Here is a 23,420-nt window from a genome sequence, read left to right as displayed (position 1 = left end):
CAATAGCTACCGCCAACGCGAGGCGCAGGGGTCGTGTACGGACAGGACGAAGGGGAGTTGCCGGACAGAGAGTGCTGTATTTTTTAGTTCAGGTCTTCGCTTCTGTCCAATGACTGAAGCAGGTTTATGACAACAGATCAGTCTCTTCCCACCTGAAACAGGAAAAGCCCTTTATAATGCATGGTTTTACCCCTCCTCGATGCGAGAACCATTGTGAGCTTACCGTCCTGCCCGAAATGCAATTCCGAATACACCTACGAAGACGGCAGCCTGCTGATCTGTCCGGAATGCGCCCATGAATGGTCTGCCGACGCCGCTGGCGCCGATGCGGCCGACGACGTGAAAGTCATCAAGGACTCAACGGGCAACGTGCTGCAGGACGGCGATACCATCACCGTGATCAAGGACTTGAAAGTCAAAGGCTCGTCGCTGGTGGTCAAGGTCGGCACCAAGGTCAAGAACATCCGCCTGGTCGATGGAGACCATGACATCGATTGCAAGATCGACGGCATCGGCGCGATGAAGCTGAAGTCGGAGTTCGTCCGCAAGGTTTGATTCTGCCGGGTAATGGCTTTAGCCTGAACGCCTCGCCGGTCCTTCGACTGGCGAGGCGTTCATGTTTCCGGGCGCGCCAGGGCTGTTTTTCCTGAACAGGTGAATACCGTGCCGACTACCCCCGCCCCTTATCTGAAACCCGATGAATGTGTCGTGCTGTTCGATGGCGTCTGCAAGCTGTGCAACGGCGTGGTGAATTTTCTGATTCGCCATGATCCGCACCGGCGTCTGCGCTTGGCCGCAGTGCAGTCGGAGCAAGGGCAGGCATTACTGAAGTGGGCCGGGCTGCCGCTGGACGATTTTCATACCATTGCGGTCATCGTCAACAATCGGGTGTTCGTGCGCTCGGATGCCTTTCTGCACATCATGGGGCTGTTGCCTGCGCCGTGGCCGCTGCTCAAAGTGCTGGGGATTTTTCCACGCTTTCTACGGGACTGGGCCTACAACCGTATCGCGCTCAACCGATATCGCCTGTTCGGGCGCTATGATCACTGCCAGTTGCCGTCGCCCGAGCACCGGCAGCGCTTCCTTGACGGCTGATGACCGGCGGTCAATTGCAAAGTCGGTTACGTGCGCACGGGTTGTGATCCACTCTGGCGGTCCGTAGAATTCGTGTCATCTGGCTTCACTCCCCATATCCACAATAATCCACTGTGCACACTGCGCCCGATCCGGAAGGTCGAGCGGAGCGTTTTTGCGTTGGTTTTTCAGTGGGGCGGGCCGCGGTTTTCATACAGGTGTCAGGCGTGCGTGTGCACGCGTGGCGGTCGGCCTTCGGGTCGGAACTTTTTTTCAGGGCGTTGTGATTCTTGATAACTTCACCTCCAAACGAGCAGGCAGGTAGCTGGCTTGGCGTATTCGCGCTGGCCTTGGCGGCCTTCATTTTCAATACCACCGAGTTCGTGCCGATCGGTCTGCTGAGTAACATCGGTCAGAGCTTCGAGATGACCCCGGCCCAGGTCGGGTTGATGCTCACGATCTATGCCTGGGTCGTGTCGCTGATGTCGTTGCCGATGATGCTGGCGACGCGCAACATCGAGCGCCGCAAGTTGCTGGTGTTCGTGTTCGGCCTGTTTGTGGTCAGCCACGTCCTCTCCGCGATCGCCCCCAGCTTCGCGATCCTGCTGGTGAGTCGGGTCGGTATCGCGTTTGCACATGCGGTGTTCTGGTCGGTCACCGCGTCGCTGGCCGTGCGCATCGCGCCGCCCGGCAAGCAGGTTCAGGCACTGGGCCTGCTGGCGACCGGTACTTCGCTGGCCATGGTGTTGGGTATTCCGCTGGGCCGCGTGCTGGGTGAAGCCCTGGGCTGGCGGACCACCTTTCTTGGCATCGCCGGCATCGCTGCGCTGGTAGTCTTCCTGCTGGTTCGCGCGCTGCCTTTGCTGCCCAGTCAGAACTCCGGCTCGTTGCGCAGCCTGCCGATCCTGTTCAAGCGCCCGCGGCTGATGGCGATCTATCTGCTGACTGCCATCGTGGTGACCGCTCATTTCACCGCCTACAGCTACATCGAACCGTTCACACAGACCGTGTCACAGCTCAGCGGCGAAATGACCACAATTCTGCTGCTGGTCTTTGGCGGTGCCGGGATCATGGGCTCGATCATCTTCAGCCTGTTCAGCGACCGCTTCCCGAACGGGCTGTTGATCACCGCCATTGGTACGCTGACCCTTTGCCTGCTGATGCTCTTGCCGCTCTCCGGCGATGCTACGACGCTCGGCACGCTGACCATTATCTGGGGCATGGCGATCATGTGCTTCGGCCTGACCTTGCAGGCGCGCGTGCTGTCGCTGGCACCTGATGCGACCGATGTGGCGATGGCGCTGTTCTCGGGCATCTTCAATATCGGGATTGGCGGCGGCGCGCTGCTCGGCAGCGTCGTCAGCAGCCATCTCGGGGTTGCCAATGTCGGTATCGTCGGCGGCCTGCTGGCCTTGGGCGGGTTGGGACTGTGCTGCTTTACGACGCATTACTTCGGCAAGGTCCGGCCTGCTGCCGAGATGCAGGCCGAAAGCAAATAAGGCGCGCATAAAAAAGCTCGCTGACCGCGCAATGCGTTCAGCGAGCTTTTTGCTCAGACTTGAGGGTCAGGCTTTAAGCCGGCCCAGCCACTCCAGCGACGTTCTCCAGATACAAATCCCCAGGAAATACGCCGACATCGCCAGCCACAGCCCCATGACCACCGGGCCATTGTGCGGGTGATTGATGATCAGCAGTGCGCTGGACAGCAACCATACGGTGGTCACGGCGATGTTGATCGGCATGAAGCGGCGCACGCGAAACGGGTGCAGGAACTTCATGCGGGTCATGGTCAGCAGCGCCAGGGCGATGATGGTGATGAACGTCAGCCATGGCGCCGGTGACAGAATGTACAGGCACAGTGCAACGACGTTCCAGGCGGCGGGGAAGCCCTGAAAGTAGTTGTCCTTGCTTTTCATGTCGACGTTGCAGAAGCAGAACAGCGACGAAACCAGAATGACCGAGATGCTCAGCAGCAGCGTGTAATCCGGCACCGGTATATAGCGGTAGATGAACAGTGCCGGGATGAACACGTAGGTCAGGTAGTCGATGACCAGATCCAGTACCGAGCCGTCGAAGTGCGGCAGTACCGACGTGGTGTTGACCTTGCGGGCCAGCGAGCCGTCGACTCCATCCACGATCAGGGCCGCGCCCAGCCACAACAGGCAGGCTTTGGGTTCGTTGTTGAACAAGGCAATGGTCGCCAGGAACGCAAGGACTACGCCGGTGGCAGTGAAGCCATGCGCCCCCCATGCGTTGAGTCTGGCTATGCGTTGATTGGTTATCACGGGGGCGCTCTCCAGGAAATAATGCTTGCCAGGGTGTGCCGCAAACCTGACCGGTAGCAACTATCGACCCGGCAATTGCCGATAAGTTTAGCGGTGACTATCCCTTGTTTCCCGGTTGTTTTCCAGAAAGCCACGCTCTTCGTCTGATCGCTGGTCTCTGTATTCTTCCGGTTTGACGAAACAGGTAGGCGAGTCACCGTTGGCATTGAGTTGGTTGATCAGGGTCGGCTGGCCCTGTTCATTGAACAGTACCTGCCCGACACCTGCCGAGTTCCATAAGCGTTCACCGGCCTTGCTGTGCTCGGGCGTGCGCGGAACAACCTTCATCAGGCGGCGCTTGGTGAACCAGTTAAGAGGTGAGCGGGGAGAGTATAACCAGCGATTCAGCCGATCAAAAGTGTCGAGTAGACGACGGGGGAATTCATTTTTGATGCCACTGCTGGTGATTTGCCAGATATGAGGCCCGCCGCTGCGCTGGCGAATCAGGATTTCGTAGACGAACGAGTAATGCACATCGCCCGACAGGATGACGTAATTGCCCGGGGTTCTGGAATGACGAAAGATGTTCAGAATCACGTTGGCGGCACCACGGTGCGCCATCCAGTTCTCCGCATCGACCAGCAACGGGTAGCCACACCAGCTGAATATACGTTGTATCGCCTCGATCAACTTGACGCCGAACACGGGGGCAGGTGAGACGATAATCGCCGATTTATGGTCGATCAGCTCCTGTTGCAACTCACTGAGCGCTTCCCAGTCCAGCAGCCCGGACGGGTGATTGAAATTCGACTCGCTGCGCCAGCGCCGGGTGCGGGTATCCAGTACCACCAGTGCCGGGCTGGTCGGTAGCACGTAATGCCATTGCTGAAACTTCAACAACTGATCAATCAGCTGATCCTGAGCCTGGCTGTCCAGCCAGTTGTCGTTCGACACGGCCTCGGTGCTCAGTGCATGAGCCTGTTTGACCAGCCCGTTGAGCGCATCCGGGTTATTGCCCCAGCCCTGGCAAAGCAGATAGGCGAGCAGGGCGTTACCAATGATGCGTTTGGAGAATGGATGGCCGTAAGCCGTTTGCTCCCAGTTCGCGGACAGGTTCCAGTCATCGGTGATGTCGTGGTCGTCAAAAATCATCATGCAAGGCAGATGCGCCATCGCCCGTGCTACGCCGCTAAGGCCCTCGGTAAACGCCTCGACCAGATGCTGCTCCCTGGCGTAGCGCTCGACTTCCCCGTCTTCCAGTTGCGGCCTGCCAGGCTCGATCAGGGTCCAGGGCGTGGGTGACCAGACCAGCAGGTACATCGCCATGACTTCCGCCAGGGTAACCAGGTGGTTATCCGCTGTGCTGCTGGTGAATACCGGCTTGCTGGTGCCGCCGAAGAAGCGTTCGCGCAGCGTGTCGTTGCTTTTCAGGGCCGGTAGCAGGTCGGCACGCTGGTAATAGCTGGCCGGATGCGCATAAAGACGCGGGCTGTCATCGACGATGGCACCGTCGAGTCGCTCGTCAAACAAACCCAGCCGTTCGATCAACACATGGATGGCGCGCAGCATAGGCCCGGCGACATCGTCGGCGTAAATCTGATCGCCGCTCATCATCAACAGCGCAGGGCGTTGCAGCGGCTCCTTGATATCGGCCAGCAGGCGGTCCACGCAGAGTAGACCTTCGGCCGCGCTGTGGTGCGGCTTGCGGCACGAGCCATGCAGCAGGTGATCAATGCTGCTGCGCACCACGAAGTTCGGGTAGCGGTTGCCCTCATACAGCAGGTGCGGCGCCCACTCGCCAATGCCGCCTTCGCCTTCCACCTGCAGGTCGTAATCGATCCAGGTGTCACGGGGCAGTTCGGTTTTCAGTTGCAGGTCGATCAGGTGAATGAACGCATGGCGCCCGACTGCGATGACCTGACACTGCCGGTCGTCGAGTACGTAATCATTGAAGTCCGCGGAGGGGGCATCAGTGGCGGCATGACGCAGGCGCAGTGTCAGACTCAGCGGACGGGACCCCACCAGCCATAACACCAGGCGGTCGGCCTCCTGACGGCGCAACAGCGGGCCGGCAAGGATGGACGGCAGCGAAGTGAGGTGTTCGACGGAAGAAGGGGACATCCTGACTCATGGCTCTGGCGGGACACAGGCGGGGATGTTAACGCAACAGGTCTTGAAAGTTCTTGTTACACCGCGCCAGCGCTTGTTTCCAGACATTGCAGACACTGCGAAACGGTCCGCTCAACCGTGCTCATATGAAGACTTTGTTAACCGTCTGCAGAGTGCTTTGAAAATGCCGATATACACCTATGCAGAGGGCCTCTGAATTCCATAAAGTTTTATGGCGTTATGCCATATTTGCTCATTAGGGTTTCAGCTATGAAATGGTTTTACAACGCAAGGCTGTCCGCCAAGCTTTTCATGTCTTTTGCGCTGTGCGCGCTTTTCACCCTCGGGGTGGGCGTAACAGGTAGTCGTGGCATCAGTGCGCTGTCCAGCAGCCTCGATAACGTGTTTACCAACAGCCTGCTGTCAGTTACAAAAACCGGCGAGGTGAAGGCCTCGGTCATTGCTCAGAACCGTGATCTCTATCGTTTATTGGCCGCCACTGCGGGCAATGCGCCGCAAAGCGTCAAGGACGATATTGTTGCCAGCATGACCGTTAACAGGACTCAAGCTGAAAAAAGCTACGCTGCCTATAGGGCTACGCCGCTTGACGATGACGAGCGCGCTGCAGGTGACCAGATGGACAGAGACTGGCCGGGCTATCAGGCACTCATCGATCAGGCCAGGAGCGTTGCCTTGTCCGGGGATGTTGCAGGGGCCAGAGCGATCATCGACGGCGATGTACGCAGCGGCTACCTGAAGCTCATGGATCAACTGACCACCATCGTCAACTCCAATAATCGTCAGGCGGGCGAGGCGGCTGTAGCTTCTGACCAGACACAGGACTCCGCGCAACGAAATCTTTACATCGGTATAGGGTTGTCATTCTTTGCCGCGTTTGTGATGGGCCTGTTCATCAGTCGCGCCATCAGCACGCCAATCAACACCGCGGTGATCAATGCCCGGCGAATCGCCAGCGGTGACCTGACCCTGCCGATTGCCAGTCAATATCACGACGAAGCGGGCATGATGCTGGTTGCTCTGAGCGATATGCAGGACAACCTGAAAAGCACAATCGGGCAAATATCCAGCGCTGCGGACCAGTTGGCTTCGGCGGCTGAAGAGCTGAATGCCGTGACTGAGGAAAGCAGTCGAGGTCTGATACGTCAGAACGATGAGATTCAGCAGGCCGCTACGGCTGTGAACGAGATGACCGCTGCGGTCGAAGAGGTCGCGCGTAACGCGATGTCAACGTCGGAAGCGTCCCGACAGACCAGCACCGACGCGGCTGCCGGTCGTGATCAGGCCCGCGATGCCGTGAATGCGATCAATACTGTCAGTGCCGAGATCAGCAGTTCGACCACCATGGTCGAAGAACTCGCCGGGCGCGTCCGTGAGATCGGGCAGGTGCTGGACGTGATCCGTGGTATCGCCGAGCAGACCAACCTGCTGGCCCTCAATGCCGCCATCGAGGCCGCGCGTGCAGGTGAGCAGGGTCGCGGCTTTGCTGTGGTGGCGGATGAAGTGCGTGCGCTGGCCGCTCGAACCCAGGCCTCCACCGGCGAAATCGAAACCATGATCGGCAGTGTCCAGGCCAGTGCCGATCAGGCTGTGCGGGCCATGGGTAACAGCCGCACTCTGGCCAGCAACACGCAAACCCTTGCTCAGGCCACAGGTCAGTCGCTGGAGCGCATTGCGCAAAGCATTGCCGAGATCAACGACCGCAATATGTTGATTGCGACGGCCTCGGAAGAGCAGTCCCATGTTGCGCGCGAGGTGGATCGCAACCTGGTCAACATCCAGGACCTCTCCACCCAGACCGCTGCCGGTGCGCACCAGGCCAGTGCGTCAAGCCAGGAGCTGTCGCGTTTGGCCATTTCCTTCAACGACCTGGTAGGCAAGTTCAAGGTCTGACGCAAGCGTCAGGCTGTTGTGTTTGGCAGGCGCTTCTGGAAAAAGAAGCGCTTGTTGCCAGGCGGATAGTCGTCAATCTGGCCGAACTCGGTGTAACCGTGGCGACGATAGAAATCAGGAGCCTGGAAGTCGAAGGTATCCAGCCAGATTCCGGTGCAGCCTTTTTCAACCGCCAGATCTTCGGCCATCTGCATCAAACGCGAGCCCATGCCTTGCCCACGGGCTTGTTCGGGCACGACCAAAAGCTCAATGAACAGCCACTCATAAAGAATGCGAGCGTGCAGGCCACCGAGGACTTCCCGGGTCTGGTCATCGCGAATGAACATCGCCACTTTCTCGGACTTGCCGTCGCCCGCCTGCTCGGCATTGAAACGTTTCAGTGGTTCCAGAATCGCCAGACGATCTTCTTCCGTAGGGTTGGTATTGACGTCAATGTGAATGCTCATGCGATGGCTCCCAGCCTTGGTATGCGCCGAGATTAAAGTGGCAGCGGCGCGGCGTAAAGCAGGATCCAGCGGTGTGTTATTTCACGCGAAGCACACGCAATTACGTCCGGCGCGCTTGGCTGCGTAGAGGGCATTGTCCGCCGCGCCAATCAGGTTCTCGGCACTGGTCAGAGGCGCCGTCGCACACGCCACGCCGAGGCTGATGGTGACCAGCGCGTTTTCACCCAGCACCGGGTGCGGCAACTTGAGCTCGGCAACGGCGTTCTGCAGGGCCCCGGCCACTTCTCTGGCCTGCACGGCATTGCCGATCATCAGCACCAGCACCTCTTCGCCGCCGAACCGGAACGCCACAGCGCCATGCGCATGCGCGCTTTGCTGGACTTTCTGACAGAGCAGTCTGAGGCAGGTATCCCCTTGCGGATGCCCGTAGTTGTCGTTGTAGGATTTGAAGTGGTCGATATCCAGCAGGATGATGGCCACGTTCGCTGGCTCATTGCGAGCGTGTTCCCAGACGGAGGTCATCACTTCGTCCTGGTAGCGTCGGTTGAACAGCCGGGTCAACCCATCGGTACGCGCGAACTCCACCAATTGCACTTGGAGCAGGCGTCCGCGAAGCGCAAACAGGTAGCTCATGCGGCCTGCCCGCTCCAGAAAGTAGGAGGCCATCAGCAGCAGTGCCACTGTCGAAACGAACAACACGGCGTTGGCCTGCCAGATCACAAAGTCGGCGAAGTTGGCAATGTAGGTGGTCGCCAGCTGGATGATCAGCATGCAGGACATGGCGACAGCGGCATGGCGCAACGGTAATTGCTGGATCATGGTGCAGTAGACCATGATCAACAGCATGCCGAGTTGATAAAAGATTTGATAAGGGCTGTTGCTGTGAATCATGACCAGCAGTGGCATGAGCGAGCACATTACCGTGGCGAATGCAGCGATCGTTTCAATCGCCCAGCGCGTGGAAACGCGTTGAGCCAGCATCAACAGCGCGATAAACATCGGCGTTATCAGGCACAGCCGGCCCACTGCTACGTAGAAAAATACATCACGCAGTATCAACCAGTCGCTTATCAGGAACAGGTTGTAGATCAGACTGCCGCCAATCCCTACCGCCGTCAGGAATTCGCGTCGTGGCAGCCGGGTTTCTTCCTGGTAGCGTTGCTCGAGAACACGGCTGAAGCGTAACGAGCCAACACCTGAAGTGATCGTCTGCTCGACCTCGGCAAGGAGTTGCGCATCTTCAAGGTTGGGACGTTCAAGGGCAGAAACAAGCATGTGACACCGGTACATTAACATCGAGAGACATAGGACATCATGGATGATGTCTTAGTGCTATCAATGTATCGTGTGACCAACCCAAAGTCGACCGGTGGTGCCGGCTGACTGTATGAGTAAGGCTTCAACCTTCGTCCTGCCCCTTGGGTCATCGACGTTTTGGCCATTGTCCAGCAGGGCGGTGAGGTTCCCGTAGCAACATCCGTCGGCAGCAGGGCGAGTCAGAGGTATCCAAAAAATGACTGCTTGCACTTCAGATCCCCATCTATAGTGGTCTTATGCCTCGACTCAAACAACGTGGGTTGCTTTCGAAGCGGGAGCGCCGGGATTCATGAATTTATCTCGGCATAATAAATGAAGCCAAGCGAACCCGGACCGAGCTCCTATTTATGAATACATCTGAAGACTCTGTAATCATCACAGGTATCACTGGCCAGGATGGCGCGTACCTGACTCAACTTCTGCTGGAGAAAGGTCATAAGGTTTACGGCACCTACCGGCGTACCAGTTCGGTCAATTTCTGGCGTCTTGAAGAGCTTGGCGTAGCCAGCCATCCGAATCTGCACTTGGTTGAACATGACCTGACTGATTTGAGTGCCAGCATCCGCTTGTTGCAAAAAGCCGAACCTACCCAGATTTACAACCTGGCGGCGCAGAGTTTTGTCGGGGTTTCCTTCGATCAACCGATAACGACTGCCGAAATTACCGGCCTGGGTGCCGTCAACCTGCTCGAAGCGATACGCATCGTAAATCCGAAGATACGCTTTTATCAGGCCTCGACTTCCGAAATGTTCGGCAAGGTGCAAGAAGTCCCGCAGATCGAAAGCACGTCGTTCTATCCGCGCAGCCCCTATGGCGTAGCCAAGCTTTATGCGCACTGGATGACGGTCAACTATCGGGAGTCCTACGGGATATTTGGTGCCAGCGGCATTTTGTTCAACCATGAATCTCCGCTGCGCGGCAAAGAGTTCGTCACTCGCAAAATAACCGATTCTGCCGCACGCATTTCATTGGGCATGTCGCAACTTCTGGAGTTAGGCAATCTGGACGCCAAGCGTGACTGGGGGTTTGCCAAAGAATACGTGGAGGGCATGTGGCGCATATTGCAAGCCGACGAGCCCGACTCATTTGTACTGGCGACCCACAGGTCCGAAACGGTTCGTGACTTTGTGGCCATGGCGTTCAAGGCTGTCGACATAGATCTGGAGTGGCAAGGCAATGCGGAGAACGAGCGGGGCATCAATGTGATGACGGGCGAGACACTTGTTCAGGTCAACCCCAGGTTCTACCGCCCCTCTGAAGTCGAGTTGCTGATAGGCAATCCTGAAAAAGCCAAGCGGGTGCTTGGTTGGGAGGCAAGCACTAACCTTGAGCAGCTCTGTCGGTTGATGGTGGACGCCGATCTGAAGCGTAATCGGCAAGGGACATCGTTTTGAGCAACCCTTTCCATACGTTCCGGCTCGAGCACTCAGGTGCTACTTATTACAACGCCACGTGCACCGAGGCCTGATGACTCAGGCCATTTGAGCTACCTTTTCGCGCCAGTCATTCAATAGTGTTGCGAGCGTGTCCTGCAGCTTGATAGCAGGCTCCCAGTCAGTCGATTTGCGGATAGCGGAGTTATTGCCGAACGCGCTGGGTATGTCGGACGGCCGCATCCGGTCAGGATCGTTGGCCACCTCTATCGTGCTTGAGCTCAGTGCCATGAGTTGAGTGAGTATGGCCTCCATACGGATAGGCTCGCCACGGCAAATATTCAGGCACCGAGGATGGGCTTGCTGCGTGTTGGCTATTTTCAACAGGGCGATGTATGCATCGCACACATCACTTACATCGAGAAAGTCTCGCGCTGCTTGCAGGTTGCCGACTTTCAACTGGGGTGCCTGCCGGCCTGCTTCTATCAAGGCAATCTGACGAGCAAATGAGGCGGTTGCGAAGTCGGCTGATTGCCCGGCACCAATATGATTGAAAGGGCGTACGACGATGCCTCTCTGTCCGCGACGAAAGTTCTCATGGAAGGCCGTTTCAGCAGCAAGTTTGCTGGCGGCATACGGATTCATAGGCCTGCATACGCTGTTTTCGTCGAGGGCAATACCTTGCTTGAACGCCTCGCCATAGACCTCCGATGAACTCACAAACAGCACAAATGCCTGCGGACTCCGGCGTTGTAATGCCTGCAGAAGATTCAAACTTCCGATGACATTGGTTTGCCAGGTCTTCAATGGGTCATCGAAACTGGTGGGTACGTGAGTGATTGCAGCCAAATGGACAACATGAGTGGGGTTTGATCGGGACACTGCCTGCTCCAGGCCAGCAGCATCGCGAATGTCGCAATGCAGCGATTCGGCAGCATGAGCGGACCCAGGAGACTCAGGGCTCACCAAGGCAATTACATGATGTCCTGCCTGCTGTAGCTTGCGACACAGCATCCGCCCGACGAAACCGTTTGCACCAGTGATCAGAATGCGTTGCATCGTGTGGCTTCCTCATGGTGCATGCTGCGAGTAAGTGAGTTTAGCAGTGGCGGGTCGATCCATCTGACCTGCTGCGCATGCCCTTTGTTTCGCCTTCGAGGCACTCTTCAGCAGTTGGTCTATTCAAGGCTTTTGCATTTGACGCCCGCAGGTGGCGGTACAACGTATACCAATCCGATTTGCCACCAGACGAAATGCCTTAATCCCGTCTACGCTTGTGTCGATATATACGTACAACTTCACTATGGGTGCCGTCATGTTCAACACTCGCTTGAAAAAGGAATTACAGGCACAAAACGCCGAGCTATCCATGTACCGGCAGATGCAGAAAGGGATGGATGCGCAAATGGTCTGTCTGACTCTGGACGCCAACCACCACATCGTCCACGCCAACGAGAACTTTCTCAATACGCTTGGCTACTCGCTCGAGCAATTGCTGGGTAAGGATCTGGACCACTTGGTGCCCACTTACGTCAAACAGCTTGAGTGCTACCGCAGTCTCAAAGTGGCAGTGCAGAAGGGCGAGTCGGTCATCGACAGGTACCGTTTTCTGCATGCCGATGGTCGACTGGTGTGGATTCGCGCCCTCTGGCAACCGGTGCTGGATGAGCAGGGCAGGCTGATGACATTGCAATGCTACGGTTCGGACATCACCCAGGTCGTCGAGACGGCTGCCGAGAACTCTGCGTTCATTCAGGCATTGTTGCGCTCCACCGCCGTGATCGAGTTCGACCTGAGCGGCCAGGTGCTGACTGCCAACGATCAGTTCCTGCGCGGCATGGGTTACAGCCTGGCGCAGATCAAGGGCAAGCATCACAGCATGTTCTGTGATTCGGCAGAAACCTCTCAGGCGTCGTACCGGGAATTCTGGGCGATGCTCAACCGTGGCGAGTTCGTGGCCGGACGCTTCAAGCGTATCGACAGCAGCGGGCGTGAGGTCTGGCTGGAGGCAACCTACAACCCGGTCCACGATGCTCAGGGCAGGCTCTACAAGGTGGTCAAGTTCGCCACGATGGTGACCGACCAGGTGGCCCGCGAAGAAGAAGTCAGCCAGGCCGCCAGCGTGGCGTTTGAAATCTCCCAGCAGACCGACGTCAGTGCCCAGCGCGGCGCGGATGTTGTGCAAAACACTGTAAATACCATGCGCAAGATCTCCGAAGAGATGGAGTCGGCCTCCTCGGGTATCGAGGCGCTGGGCAAACAGTCACTACTGATCAATTCCATCGTGCAGACCATTGGTGGCATTGCCCAGCAGACCAACCTGCTGGCGCTCAACGCCGCCATCGAGGCCGCGCGCGCCGGTGAGCAGGGCCGGGGCTTTGCGGTGGTGGCTGATGAAGTCCGCCAACTGGCAGGCCGCACCAGCGCCGCTACCGAAGAAATCGTCAGCGTCGTGCAGCAAAACCAGGCGCTGGCCGATGAGGCCGTCCGCGGCATGGCCAACAGCCGCACCCAGGCGGAACAGGGGCTGGTACTGGCCAACGAGGCCGGTGCGGTGATCGTCGAGATTCAGGAGGGGGCCAAACAGGTGGTGGGCGCCGTGGGGCGGTTTGCCAATCAGTTGAAGTAGCGCCGACTTCACTGGCTACGTTTCAGGTGTTGCATGGCAAGGATGACCGGCAACACCTGATAGCTCTGGCATCCTTTCCGGACGGCAGGCAGAATGCCCGGCAGTTGGCCAGTGATCATATTCGCACTCACGTGTTGTGAATCGCTGGTCCCGCTCTGACAAGGATTGGTTGGATGCTGCTTGCTGCACTTACTGTTCTCAATACTTTTTGCCTGATAGGTGGCTTGCTGTTCAACGCAGAGTTGTTGAACCAGGCAGGCGCCGATATCCCCCTGAAAAATCTGCAGTCTCTGGAAATATACGGGCAGAGCCTGGCCGCAGTGAGTGTGTGCCTTGCCGCTTGGCGCGTATGTATCTGGGCTCATGGGAAGTGGGGACATCAGCAGCATCTGATGCGCTCCATCCTGCTCAGTAGCATGGTACTGGCCCCATTGAGCTGGTGGGTTCAGGGTGTAGTCCCCGACGTTATTGCTGAAGCGTTTCCGGCCGATCTCCGGGTTTACAGCCTTTACGCATACGTGACGAAAAAAGGTCTGCTCTACGATTCGGTGCAAATACCCGGCATTCCCTATCAGGAATATCGCGACAAAGGCGAGGGCAAGGCCTTTATCGCCAATCTAGGCGTACTCATGAGTGTTCAGGGCTCTTACGTCGAGCAGATCGGCCACAATTTCCAGGGCTTTGCACAGACGGTCTTCAAGGGATATACCCGGCGCAATGCCGATATGCTTTATGGCCGTCTGCAAGCGGAAGTCATTCCGGTGTTTGACGATATCGCCCGTGAATACGCAAGGATAGAAGCCTTGCGGCGCTCGGGCGTACCGGGCAACAAGCGCAAACCGCTTGTCCCGCCCCCAAACGCTACGCAGCAACAGGTTCTGTCGAATCCTGAAGACTACGCGTTGGCGATGCCTTCAGGCCTGCGAACCCGTCAAGCGATGGCCAACACAGCAGAGGTTCGCGGCATGGCGCGTCAGGTTCTGGGTCCCCGCTATGTGGAGGGTATGGACCTGCTTGCCACACGCACTCAGTTCAACACCTACCTCAATGGCATTGCCGGCAACATGGCTAGCGACGTTGCGAATACTGACGCGCATGGCCCCCAGAGCCTGAGCGTCCTCAAGAACATGTGGTTCGTACCCTGGTCCTTGTTGAGCGGCCTTTTCATGGGAGCCCTCAATATCGTCGGGCTGTTACTGGCGACCATGGAGCGGCGCGCGCTCATACACAAAAGTCGTTTCGTCCTCAGAGCGGCAGCGGTCGGCCTGATTTTGGTGGGTCCACTGCTCATCGGCAACGCGATCATTCAATCACCAGGCTATCGCACTGCGTTCAAGAGCATCGAGACCGGCCCGACCCTTATGGCTGGCGTCTTTCATTGGGCAATGTCCGCAGAAGCCATGCTGTACAACCTGACCAGGCCTTTGCTCAACGCAGAGTAAGCCGTTTCAAAAGGGAGTAAACCCAGTGCGCAAGAAGTTCGTTGCATCAATTCTGGCAGTAACCATCGCCACCTCTCTCGGTGGATGCGCGCAGATGGGCATCAGCAAGGAGCAGGCGGGGACTGTGATCGGGGGCATTACCGGTCTGGCGGTTGGTGCAACGATGGGCAAGGGCAACGGCCAGATTGCTGCCGCGCTGATCGTTGCTGGCATCGGCGGCTATATCGGCAACCGCATCGGTCAGTTGCTCGACGACAGGGATAAGCAGGCACTGGCGCTGCGCACCCAGGAAATCCTGAATCAGCCCGCAACCCCTGTGGCGCAACCCACAGCCATCTGGCGTTCCGATCATTCCAATGCAAGCGCCCGGATTACGCCAGGCCCGGAATACAAGGCGGTCCGAACCATCGAGGTCAAACGCACGCCCAACATTCAGGGTGTGCCGTCGATGAAGCTGATCAATCAACCCTATGTATCACGGTCTACCCTTAATGTGCGCTCGGCCCCGAACATGAACGCTGACAAGGTGGGCAGCCTGCCGGGCAATACGCAATTCACTGCCGTGGGCTCTACCGGCGACTGGATTCTGGTCGGGCGCAAGGGGGTGACGGTGGGGTATGTGCACAAGGACTACGTGATGACACAGGCCGATGCCGACACTCGAAAGCGGCTTGCCGCAGTCAGGTTCGATGACATGAACGTGTCGGGCAGCAAAGAGACCGAAGCATTCGATCTGGGCTCGATCTCTTCCTTGCCTACCGGTAAAACTGCGACCGAGACTACCTGTCGCCCGATCTCCGTGAGCCTGGAAGCCAACGGTAGCCCCACTGAAAAACAGCAAAACACATTCTGCAGGCAGGCCAACGATACGTGGGAGCTGATCTGAGTGGCGGTCGGAAGGTCGTTCATTTTTAAAGCCATGCACGAGGCGTCATTGCTCGGCTGCCTGGAGGATGAGCTGATGGCTTAAAAAGCCAGACTGTTAGATGAGCCCAAGCTTACCAAGGCCGCCACATTGCCAGATCGTATGTGACATTTTGCGCACCGGGTAAGCGAGCGATTACCTGGCAACAGCCCCCGCCTTGCCAGCCTCCACCACAAAGCGCTTGAGCGTCGACACACTCGCCGCAGGGTCCAGCACATCCGACACCACTTGAAAGCGGGTCTGCATCTGTTGCTCGCTCAGGTCTACTGCCACATAGCCGCGTTGACGGCTATCGAAGAACTTCACATGTGGGTTGAGGCCGAGAATGCTGTTGAAGGCTTCGAACGGTGGTCCGCTGGAGGTTACCGAAGTGCCGACGAATTCGGTGGCGACGATGGCTGAATCCGGATTGCCTGCGTCGGCGTGCAGGTCGGTGGTCCAGAACGAATGGATATCGCCACCCCAGAACACCGGGTTGCGGGTCTGGTGGCGTTGCAGGGAGGCCAGCACGCGCTCGCGGGTGGTCATGTAGCCGTCCCAGCCGTCGGTCCAGTGGCCTTGCGCCTGGGTCTTGAGATCGCGCTGTTCCAGTGGCGCGACCAGCAAATCCTGGGCAATGACATTCCACTGCCCCGGAGACTCGGCGAAGCTGCGGTCCAGCCAGGTTTCCTGTTCCCAACCGAGCATGGTGCGTTTCGGGTCGCGTAGATCCGGGCAGTCGCTGGGCGCGACATGACCTCGACGGCTGCCGTTGGCCTGGATGCAGGGTTGCTCTGAGCGGTACTGTCGACCGTCCAGCACGTGAAAACGTGCCAGACGCCCATAGTCGAGGTTGCGGTAAATACGCATTTCCTGTCCTTTGGGCAGGCTGCTGGCGCGCAACGGCATATGTTCGTAAAAGGCCTGATAAGCGGCGGCCCTGCGGCGCAGAAAGCTGTCCACCGGCACGTCGGGGTCCTGGGACCACTGGGCGGCGTAGTCATTTTGCACTTCATGGTCGTCCCAGGTGGCGACGCTCGGCGCACAGGCATGCAGCGCCTGCAGGTCGGGGTCGGTCTTGTACTGCGCGTATCGGTTGCGATAGCCCGCCAGGTCCATGGGGTCAGGTGTAGCGTGGTGACGCGGGAACCGAGGGTTTTCCGCGGACACGTTCATCTCATAGATGTAGTCGCCAAGAAAGAACACCAGGTCCGGGCGCTCCGCGGCCAGGTGTCGATAGGCGCTGAAGTACCCGGCCTCCCAGTGCGAACACGACACGAAGCCGAACCGCGCCGAGACCATCGAGCTTGCCAGCGGTGCAGTACAGGCCTGACCGACAGCGCTTTGCGCTCCCAGGCTCTCGAACTGATACCAATACGGACGTCCGGGCTGCAAGCCGCTTACTTCGACATGCACCGAATGGGCAAGGCGCGGGTGGGCGGTGGCCTGTCCTGTGCGGACTACGTGAACCATGGCCGCATCGCTGGCGATCTTCCAGCGCACTTCAACAGGTTTTTTCAGCCCGCCATCACCCGAGGGCGTCATCACCTTGGGCGCCAGACGTGTCCATATCACGAAGCCGTCCGGCAACGGATCGCCAGACGCCACGCCGAGCGTGAATGGATAATCGACCCCCGCGCTGCGCGCAAACGGGCTGAGGATCGACAGCAGCGTCGCACCGGCGACTCCGGTAATGATGCGTCGACGGTCCGGGTTGAAATCTGTCATGACGTGGCCTCCGACGGTTCGTATTCCGAGCGCAACAGGCTGAACAGCAACATGTTCTTGAACACACCGTTTTTCAGAAATGCCTCTCTGGTACAGCCCTCATAGGATAGCCCGCACTTCTCCAGAACCCTGGCGCTGGCCGGGTTGTCGCTGAAGCACTGGCCGGCGATGCGGTTGAGGTTCATCTCAGTGAAACCATGCCTCAGCAAGCCTTTAGCCGCTTCGCAGGCATAACCCCGATTTTGGTGTTGGAGTCCTGTCCAGTAACCCAGATTGCCGCTGCGGTGCGACATCGAAAGGCGCAGCGACACGATCCCGGTCAACTCTCCGGTTGCCTGGATGTGAACCCCGAGGCTCACCGTCTGACCGGCGGCGTATTGGTCATGGGTCTCGGCGATGAATGCCTGCGCATGCTCAAAGGTGTAGGGGCTGGGCAGGGCAGCGGTCATGTCCGCAATCGTCGGCTCGTCGGCCAGGCGTGCAAGGGTAAGTGCCTGTTCAGGCTGCAGTGCGGCGAGCAGCAGACGTGAGGTTCTGAGGGTAGGCAGCGGGTGACTCATCCGTATTTTCCACAGGGTTGAATGCCCAAACGCTGCCGCGTTGTTATGGCATTTCCGTGACGTCCTCAAGAATCATTTAAGTGCCATGAAATGTACAGGTAACAGCCATGTAACGGTCATGTATCGGTCTTGTAAAACCAGCCGATCGGTCATGTCCGGTTGCTAGATTCTCGGCCTCTAAGAAGAGAGTGAGAGGCTGGCATGAGAACGTGGGACGAACCTAAAAAGCGCAAGGCGCACATCGAACTGATCCCCATGATCGACGTGATGATGTTCCTGCTGGTCTTTTTCGTATTGGTAAGCCTGAACGTGATTCCGGCTCTGGGGATGAAAACCCAGCTGCCGAGTGCCAGCAGTTCGCAGCAGCTCAAGCCGCAGAACAAATCGATCCTGACGCTGGGGCTCAACGGCGAATTACAGCTCGATGGCAAGGCGACCACGGTCGACGCTTTGGTGCCTGCCTTGAAAGCGCTGGAAAAACCCGACACTAAAACCACGATTATCGTTAACAGTGACAAGGGCGTGGAAGTTGCCCGTCTGGTCGAGATCATGGACACCCTGCGCCTGGGTGGTTTCACGTCAGTCTCCATCGCCACGCGAAAATCCTGACCATGTATTTCCTGTTTCGTGTACGTCAGTGGCTGGGTGGCCTGCCTGCGCTGGTGGCGCTTATCGCAATCGTGATCGGTGTGCAGACCCGTCCTCTGAAAATGGAGCCGGTGTACGACGAGTCGGCCGTCGAGCTGGCGCTGATCGAGCCCGAACAGCCCGAGCCTGAGCCATTGGCGCAGCCCGAGCCACCTCCGGTACAACCTGACGAGCCGCCACCTCCGCCGCCTGTAGTCGAAAGCGAAGAAGCCGAGCCGGCGCTACCACCACCGCCGCCCAAGCCCGCTCCCAAGCCAAAACCCAGGCCGGAGATCAAGCCAGAACCACGGCCTAAGCCCTTGCCCAAACCGGCATTGGCAAAACCCGCCGAGCCGGTTCAGGCACCCAGTAAGCCGATCGCCAGCGCCCCGGTTGCGCCGCCGTCACCGCCTGCGCCACCCGCAGCGCCGAAGGTCGACACGCAGGGTATGGAAGGTGGCTACCTCAAAGGGCTGCGCAGCGAACTGGACGGTTACAAACAATACCCGACCGGCCGCCAGGCCTCACTGGAGCGCCCGAGTGGCGAGGTTGTGGTGTGGTTATTGGTCGACCGCCAAGGGCGAGTGCTGGACTCCGGCATTCAGACCCAGGCCTCCAGCATGCTGCTCAACCGCGCAGCCGCCAATAGTCTGCGACGCATCAAGCAGGTCAAGCCGTTTCCCGAGCAAGCCTTTGGTGGACGCAGCGAACAGCGCTTCACCGCCACCTTCAACTACAGCGTGCAATAGCACTGACAAGGAACAAAGTGATGAAGTTTTCCAGAATTCACCTTGCGTTGGTCGCCGCCGGCATGAGTCACGGCATGGTTATGGCCGACTCGAGTGCCAGTGATGTCGGCACCATTGGTGTGCAAGGCAGGGCGACGGTAGGGGGTGGCTACATGGTGCAGGAGGAGAGCATCAAGGCGCGTTCCACTGTCACCAAGGAAGCGCTCGATAAGCAGACGGCGACCGGGAATGCGATCGACAAGCTCAAGTACACACCGGGCCTGAACATCTCCAGTGAAGACGCCACCGGCCTTTCTGGCTTCAAGTTCACCATGCGCGGGCTCAACTCCGATCAGGTCGGCATGTCGGTAGACGGGATGCCGATCAACGACTCCGGCAACTACGCGCTGTATTCCAACCTGCTGGGGGATCCGGAAAACATCGATCAGATTTTCGTGACCCAAGGCTCTGCCGAAAGTGACGGCCCGCATATCGGTTCCAGCGGCGGCAACATCGGTATTGTCACCATCCGGCCTACTAAGGAAACCGGCGCATTCGTCAAGCAGGTGGCGGGCAGCAATGGCACTTACAAGACCTTCGCGCGACTCAACACCGGAGAAATCAACGGGCTGAGCAACTGGCTGTCGATGTCTCATACCGAAGGTCAGAAATGGCGCGGCGATGGCGCGGTGCGCGCCGACAAGGTGGAGTGGAACAGCTTCTTCGACATGGGCTCGGGCAATACCGCCAACCTGATCCTCAAGTACCACGAGCAGGACAATAACAGTTACAGCCAGCTCACCAAGAGTCAGTTCCAGCAGAACGGACGCAAGTTTGACCCTTATCCTTCGACGCCTGCGCTGGGCAGCAACGGCAAATTGTCCAGCTACTACGAGCTGGCGCAGAACCCGTTCCAGACGTTCACCGGCGTGCTCAATACGCAATTCAAACTGGCCGACAATCTGTCTCTTTCAGTCGTCCCCTATTATTTCTGGGGTAACGGCAGCGGCGTGAACAGTTCTTCCTATGCGCTCAATCGCGGCTCGAATCAGAACGGTGTATTCGACCTGAGCAACTTGCCGACGGCTGCCGCCTATAACGCTGATGGTTCATCGACCACTGGCGTTTATTACCGGCCTTCGCGCACCCAGACCTGGCGTCCGGGGATCACCACCAAGTTGAACTGGGACGTCAACGACGAACACAGCGTACAGGTCGGCTACTGGTATGAACGCGCGCGCCAGTTGCAGACTCAGCCCTTCATACGTCTGAAGAGCAATGGCAAGCCCGAAAGCATCCAGCCGGATTCGGATTACATGGTCGATGCCAACGGCAATGAGATCCAGGGCCGTGACCGCTATACCGTGACGCCTGCACAAAAAGTCTGGGCTCAGGACACCTGGTATTTCGCCCCGGACTGGACGCTGGTCGGCGGCCTGGCCTTTATGAACGTCGAACGCGAAGGCAACAACCACGGCAGCCTGACCGAGCGGCCGGAAAAACGCGACCAGACCTACAACAAGCTGTTGCCGAACGTCGGCCTCAAATATCAGCTGGATGAGCGCGACCAGTTGTTCTACAGCCTGTCCCGCAACATGCGCGTGCCGCAGAACTACGTCCTCTATGACCCGGGCACCGGCTCCATCGACAGCAAGCCGGAAACCAGCTGGAACCATGAACTGGGCTGGCGCTACACCGAACAGGACATGACGCTGGCGGCCACACTGTTCTACCTGCAGTTCAAGGACCGTCAGGTGTCATCAAAAGACGTCAATGGCGACTTTGCCGACATCAATGCCGGTGCAGTCGACAACAGCGGTCTGGAACTGGAATGGAGTGGCCTGCTGCCGCACCATTTCAATTACTACACCTCCTACACCTACACCCGCGCCAAACAGAAAGATGACCTGACCGTCTTCAATAACGGCACCGCCATCGAGCTGCCCACCAGTGGCAAGCAATTTACCAACGTGCCGAAGAACATGCTGGCCGCCAACATCGGCTACGACGACGGCAGTTATTACGGGACCTTTGGCGCCAAGCTCACCAGCAAAATGTATGGCGACCTGACCAACGACGAAAGCATTCCAGGGCGCACCATCTTCAATCTGGGCGCGGGGATCTACCTCCCGGTGGACAAGAAAATCGTCAAGGACGCCACCCTGCGTCTGAACGTCGACAACCTGTTCGACAAGGAATACCTGGACGGCGTGTACACCACCAAAACCAACGCAGGCACTTACAGCGGTTTCCGCGATGGCGACCCGGCCTACATCGTCGGTGTCGAGCGTACCGTTACCGTTTCTCTTGAAGCCAATTTCTAATCTTCATTGACCAGAGGTCCTTGCCATGGACATGAATCAGCTTCACGACATCACTTTCTATGTGATGTACGCCGCCATTGCGATAGCGATCTTTGTCGCGATCGAACGAGGCATCTACTTTGCTTACGTACGTCGCCAGTCGCGGGCGCTGCAAACGGCACTCGGTGCTTTGGTGCACAGTGAAAAGGATCTGCCGGAGACGCTGACACGCCGGACCAGTCTGCCCCTGGAAATGGTCCTGCCGGTGCTTGCGCAAAAAAACGCGCAGGGCTCGCGCAGGGATCTGGATGATGTCATCGAAACCCAGTACCTGAGCACTCGTGCACCGCTGGCCCGCAGCCTCTGGCTGATCGAAACCATCACTACCGCCGCGCCACTGTTGGGCTTGCTGGGAACGATTCTGGGCATCATCGATACCTTCAAGGCCCTGGCCAGTGCCGGGGTGTCCGATCCCGGGCAGATTTCCGCCGGTATCGGTACGGCGCTGTTCGCGACCGGGCTGGGTATTGCCATCGCCTTGTTCTGCGTGGTCTTTCATAACTACTTTCAGGACAGCCTGGAACGCATCAACGACCAACTCAAGATCCTGCTGATCCGCGCCTCCAGCGGAGCACGTGTGCATGACGAAGCCGAGCATCCGGCTGCCTCGGCCCAGCCGAAATACCGGACGGCCTGATCTACCTAACGGCGCGTGCCTTTGGCATGCGCCATCTTGTCTGTGTCTGGCGATGAGGCTCGCAATGCCCTTTTACCTTTCGTATCGTCGACTGTCCCCGATCTGCCGCGCCGTAATTGCAGCATTACTGCTGGGCAGTTCGTGCGCGCAGGCAGACTTCGCCATCCCGGGTTTCGAGCTGGTACATACCTCGCCGGTCGGGGCTGACCTGCAGACGCCTGACCTGCGAGCACCCGGCGAGGTCTGGCGCGAGCTGTTTGACGGGGCTCGCGAGCGTATCGATATCGAACAGTTCTATGTCGCCGACCGCGCAGGCTCGGTCATGGACAAGGTGCTTGAAAGCCTGACGGCAGCCGGGCAGCGCGGAGTGAAAATCCGTTTTCTGCTGGAAGAAAAAGGCCTGAAACTTTCCGACCCGCAGACCCTTGAGCGACTGCGCGCCATCCCCAACCTCACCCTGCGCGTACTGCCCTACGCAAAGCTCACCGGCAACGGCATCATTCACGCCAAATTTCTGGTTGCGGATGGCCGACAGGCGTTCATCGGCAGTCAGAACTTCGATTGGCGCTCACTGGAGCATATCCACGAAACCGGCCTGCGCATTGACGAGCCGACCGTCGTGGGGCAGACGCAAGCCATCTTCGAGCAGGACTGGCTGGCCCAGGCTGCCATTACCGAGGGCAAACCGGTTCCTGTACCGCGCCCCGTCGATAGCAAATTGCCCAACGGCAACTACCTGATCGCCAGTCCGCAGCGCTATAACCCGCCAGGGGTCGTCGACTCTCAGGCCGAACTGCCCCGTTTGCTGGCGCAAGCCAAAAGCGAGGTTCGTGTCCAGTTGCTGGATTACGCACCGCTGTCCTATGGCCCCGACAAAACCCGGCCTTACTATGCGGTCATCGATAACGCTCTGCGCAGCGCAGCCGCCCGCGGCGTGTCGATAAAACTCATGGTGTCCGACTGGAACACCGGCATGCCCAAAGTCGCCTACCTCAAGAGTCTGGCCCTGGTGCCCAACGTGCAGGTACGCATCGTCACACTGCCTATGGCTGCTCAGGGTTTTATCCCCTATGCACGCGTGATTCACAGCAAGACCATGGATATTGATGATCAGGTTGCCTGGGTAGGCACCAGCAACTGGCTGGGCGGCTACCTCGACAACTCGCGCAATCTGGAAGTGGTGATGCACGACAGCTCGATGGCCAAACGCATTGGCCAACTGCACGAGCAGCTTTGGGACGGGCCGTACGCCAAGCCCGTCGACATCAATCGCGACTATCCGGAACCGCATCCGGGCCAGCCTTGACA

At 58.3% G+C, this 23,420-nt stretch carries 21 protein-coding genes; 13 read left to right on the top strand and 8 right to left on the bottom strand.

What is annotated here, in order from left to right; genetic code table 11:
* The first annotated feature begins 210 nt into the window (after positions 1-210).
* The 3 genes from JOE33_RS09805 to JOE33_RS09795 all read left to right on the top strand — a co-directional run bounded on the left by JOE33_RS09805 (position 211) and on the right by JOE33_RS09795 (position 2,573).
* On the top strand, positions 211-555 hold the full coding sequence (locus tag JOE33_RS09805; protein ID WP_032613429.1) for a zinc ribbon domain-containing protein YjdM: 345 nt from the start codon (positions 211-213) through the stop codon (positions 553-555).
* Positions 556-663: 108 nt separating this feature from the next.
* Complete coding sequence (locus JOE33_RS09800) at positions 664-1,095, top strand: thiol-disulfide oxidoreductase DCC family protein (RefSeq protein WP_122591220.1); 432 nt, start codon at positions 664-666, stop codon at positions 1,093-1,095.
* 269 nt (positions 1,096-1,364) lie between these two features.
* Positions 1,365-2,573, top strand: a complete 1,209-nt coding sequence (locus tag JOE33_RS09795; protein WP_187626064.1) for a sugar transporter — start codon at positions 1,365-1,367, stop codon at positions 2,571-2,573.
* Between the two features lie 66 nt (positions 2,574-2,639).
* On the opposite strand, the gene pcsA is transcribed toward JOE33_RS09795, so the two are convergent.
* Positions 2,640-3,359 (bottom strand): phosphatidylcholine synthase, encoded by a 720-nt coding sequence (gene pcsA / locus JOE33_RS09790; protein WP_003345948.1) that lies wholly within the window; start codon positions 3,357-3,359, stop codon positions 2,640-2,642.
* Between the two features lie 87 nt (positions 3,360-3,446).
* Positions 3,447-5,459 (bottom strand): alkaline phosphatase D family protein, encoded by a 2,013-nt coding sequence (locus tag JOE33_RS09785; RefSeq protein WP_032613367.1) that lies wholly within the window; start codon positions 5,457-5,459, stop codon positions 3,447-3,449.
* Positions 5,460-5,717: 258 nt separating this feature from the next.
* On the opposite strand from JOE33_RS09785, the gene JOE33_RS09780 reads away from it, so the two are divergent.
* Complete coding sequence (locus tag JOE33_RS09780; RefSeq protein WP_122529613.1) at positions 5,718-7,358, top strand: methyl-accepting chemotaxis protein; 1,641 nt, start codon at positions 5,718-5,720, stop codon at positions 7,356-7,358.
* 8 nt (positions 7,359-7,366) lie between these two features.
* Here JOE33_RS09780 and JOE33_RS09775 read toward each other — a convergent pair whose 3' ends face one another.
* A complete protein-coding gene (locus JOE33_RS09775; protein WP_054992798.1) occupies positions 7,367-7,804 on the bottom strand; it encodes a GNAT family N-acetyltransferase in 438 nt (145 codons plus the stop codon).
* Positions 7,805-7,885: 81 nt separating this feature from the next.
* A complete protein-coding gene (locus tag JOE33_RS09770) occupies positions 7,886-9,079 on the bottom strand; it encodes a diguanylate cyclase (protein WP_010430389.1) in 1,194 nt (397 codons plus the stop codon).
* A 389-nt stretch (positions 9,080-9,468) separates the two neighbouring features.
* Between JOE33_RS09770 and gmd the strand changes: the two genes are divergently transcribed.
* Positions 9,469-10,515 (top strand): GDP-mannose 4,6-dehydratase, encoded by a 1,047-nt coding sequence (gene gmd / locus JOE33_RS09765; protein ID WP_187626065.1) that lies wholly within the window; start codon positions 9,469-9,471, stop codon positions 10,513-10,515.
* Positions 10,516-10,593: 78 nt separating this feature from the next.
* Here gmd and JOE33_RS09760 read toward each other — a convergent pair whose 3' ends face one another.
* Positions 10,594-11,553: a GDP-mannose 4,6-dehydratase gene (locus JOE33_RS09760; RefSeq protein ID WP_187626066.1), complete on the bottom strand. Its 960-nt coding sequence runs from the start codon at positions 11,551-11,553 to the stop codon at positions 10,594-10,596.
* A gap of 256 nt (positions 11,554-11,809) precedes the next feature.
* Here JOE33_RS09760 and JOE33_RS09755 point away from each other — a divergent pair, with 256 nt between their 5' ends.
* Positions 11,810-13,123 (top strand): PAS domain-containing methyl-accepting chemotaxis protein, encoded by a 1,314-nt coding sequence (locus JOE33_RS09755; protein WP_025990924.1) that lies wholly within the window; start codon positions 11,810-11,812, stop codon positions 13,121-13,123.
* Positions 13,124-13,131: 8 nt separating this feature from the next.
* On the opposite strand, the gene JOE33_RS25785 is transcribed toward JOE33_RS09755, so the two are convergent.
* Positions 13,132-13,512: a hypothetical protein gene (locus tag JOE33_RS25785; protein WP_240009415.1), complete on the bottom strand. Its 381-nt coding sequence runs from the start codon at positions 13,510-13,512 to the stop codon at positions 13,132-13,134.
* Between the two features lie 3 nt (positions 13,513-13,515).
* Here JOE33_RS25785 and JOE33_RS09750 point away from each other — a divergent pair, with 3 nt between their 5' ends.
* Both JOE33_RS09750 and JOE33_RS09745 read left to right on the top strand, forming a co-directional pair.
* Positions 13,516-14,565, top strand: coding sequence for a hypothetical protein (locus JOE33_RS09750; RefSeq protein ID WP_240009416.1), 1,050 nt, complete (start codon positions 13,516-13,518; stop codon positions 14,563-14,565).
* 25 nt (positions 14,566-14,590) lie between these two features.
* The gene (locus JOE33_RS09745; RefSeq protein ID WP_187626068.1) at positions 14,591-15,451 is read left to right on the top strand and encodes an SH3 domain-containing protein; all 861 of its coding nucleotides are present in this window, start codon (positions 14,591-14,593) and stop codon (positions 15,449-15,451) included.
* 174 nt (positions 15,452-15,625) lie between these two features.
* Here the strand turns inward: JOE33_RS09745 and JOE33_RS09740 are convergent, their stop codons facing one another.
* Both JOE33_RS09740 and JOE33_RS09735 read right to left on the bottom strand, forming a co-directional pair.
* Positions 15,626-17,197: an alkaline phosphatase D family protein gene (locus tag JOE33_RS09740; RefSeq protein WP_187626069.1), complete on the bottom strand. Its 1,572-nt coding sequence runs from the start codon at positions 17,195-17,197 to the stop codon at positions 15,626-15,628.
* Positions 17,194-17,757 carry a GNAT family protein gene (locus JOE33_RS09735; protein ID WP_122579289.1) on the bottom strand — a complete coding sequence of 188 codons (564 nt, stop codon included), beginning with the start codon at positions 17,755-17,757 and terminating at the stop codon, positions 17,194-17,196. The genes JOE33_RS09740 and JOE33_RS09735 overlap by 4 nt, the downstream gene beginning before the upstream one ends.
* Positions 17,758-17,958: 201 nt before the next feature.
* Here JOE33_RS09735 and JOE33_RS09730 point away from each other — a divergent pair, with 201 nt between their 5' ends.
* The 5 genes from JOE33_RS09730 (at position 17,959) to JOE33_RS09710 (ending at position 23,418) form a co-directional block, all read left to right on the top strand.
* Positions 17,959-18,366 (top strand): biopolymer transporter ExbD, encoded by a 408-nt coding sequence (locus JOE33_RS09730; protein WP_003380333.1) that lies wholly within the window; start codon positions 17,959-17,961, stop codon positions 18,364-18,366.
* Between the two features lie 2 nt (positions 18,367-18,368).
* A complete protein-coding gene (locus tag JOE33_RS09725; RefSeq protein ID WP_032613382.1) occupies positions 18,369-19,133 on the top strand; it encodes an energy transducer TonB in 765 nt (254 codons plus the stop codon).
* Positions 19,134-19,153: 20 nt separating this feature from the next.
* Positions 19,154-21,436, top strand: a complete 2,283-nt coding sequence (locus JOE33_RS09720; RefSeq protein WP_187626070.1) for a TonB-dependent receptor — start codon at positions 19,154-19,156, stop codon at positions 21,434-21,436.
* 25 nt (positions 21,437-21,461) lie between these two features.
* On the top strand, positions 21,462-22,112 hold the full coding sequence (locus JOE33_RS09715) for a MotA/TolQ/ExbB proton channel family protein (protein ID WP_187626071.1): 651 nt from the start codon (positions 21,462-21,464) through the stop codon (positions 22,110-22,112).
* A gap of 64 nt (positions 22,113-22,176) precedes the next feature.
* A complete protein-coding gene (locus JOE33_RS09710; protein WP_187626072.1) occupies positions 22,177-23,418 on the top strand; it encodes a phospholipase D-like domain-containing protein in 1,242 nt (413 codons plus the stop codon).
* Positions 23,419-23,420 lie beyond the last annotated feature (2 nt).

This window comes from Pseudomonas sp. PvP027, from assembly GCF_017833005.1.
Classification (GTDB): Bacteria; Pseudomonadota; Gammaproteobacteria; order Pseudomonadales; family Pseudomonadaceae; genus Aquipseudomonas; species Aquipseudomonas congelans.
This window is presented reverse-complemented; position numbering and strand designations above follow the sequence as displayed.

Excerpts from the sequence above, each read along its gene's own strand:
- JOE33_RS09780 (WP_122529613.1), top strand. The coding sequence starts at position 5,718 with ATGAAATGGTTTTACAACGCAAGGCTGTCCGCCAAGCTTTTCATGTCT.
- JOE33_RS09710 (WP_187626072.1), top strand. The coding sequence starts at position 22,177 with ATGCCCTTTTACCTTTCGTATCGTCGACTGTCCCCGATCTGCCGCGCC.
- JOE33_RS09715 (WP_187626071.1), top strand. The coding sequence starts at position 21,462 with ATGGACATGAATCAGCTTCACGACATCACTTTCTATGTGATGTACGCC.
- JOE33_RS09740 (WP_187626069.1), bottom strand. The coding sequence starts at position 17,197 with ATGACAGATTTCAACCCGGACCGTCGACGCATCATTACCGGAGTCGCC.
- JOE33_RS09750 (WP_240009416.1), top strand. The coding sequence starts at position 13,516 with ATGCGCTCCATCCTGCTCAGTAGCATGGTACTGGCCCCATTGAGCTGG.
- JOE33_RS09775 (WP_054992798.1), bottom strand. The coding sequence starts at position 7,804 with ATGAGCATTCACATTGACGTCAATACCAACCCTACGGAAGAAGATCGT.
- JOE33_RS09725 (WP_032613382.1), top strand. The coding sequence starts at position 18,369 with ATGTATTTCCTGTTTCGTGTACGTCAGTGGCTGGGTGGCCTGCCTGCG.
- JOE33_RS09735 (WP_122579289.1), bottom strand. The coding sequence starts at position 17,757 with ATGAGTCACCCGCTGCCTACCCTCAGAACCTCACGTCTGCTGCTCGCC.
- JOE33_RS09760 (WP_187626066.1), bottom strand. The coding sequence starts at position 11,553 with ATGCAACGCATTCTGATCACTGGTGCAAACGGTTTCGTCGGGCGGATG.
- JOE33_RS09755 (WP_025990924.1), top strand. The coding sequence starts at position 11,810 with ATGTTCAACACTCGCTTGAAAAAGGAATTACAGGCACAAAACGCCGAG.
- JOE33_RS09730 (WP_003380333.1), top strand. The coding sequence starts at position 17,959 with ATGAGAACGTGGGACGAACCTAAAAAGCGCAAGGCGCACATCGAACTG.
- JOE33_RS25785 (WP_240009415.1), bottom strand. The coding sequence starts at position 13,512 with ATGCTGCTGATGTCCCCACTTCCCATGAGCCCAGATACATACGCGCCA.
- JOE33_RS09770 (WP_010430389.1), bottom strand. The coding sequence starts at position 9,079 with ATGCTTGTTTCTGCCCTTGAACGTCCCAACCTTGAAGATGCGCAACTC.
- JOE33_RS09785 (WP_032613367.1), bottom strand. The coding sequence starts at position 5,459 with ATGTCCCCTTCTTCCGTCGAACACCTCACTTCGCTGCCGTCCATCCTT.
- JOE33_RS09720 (WP_187626070.1), top strand. The coding sequence starts at position 19,154 with ATGAAGTTTTCCAGAATTCACCTTGCGTTGGTCGCCGCCGGCATGAGT.
- gmd (WP_187626065.1), top strand. The coding sequence starts at position 9,469 with ATGAATACATCTGAAGACTCTGTAATCATCACAGGTATCACTGGCCAG.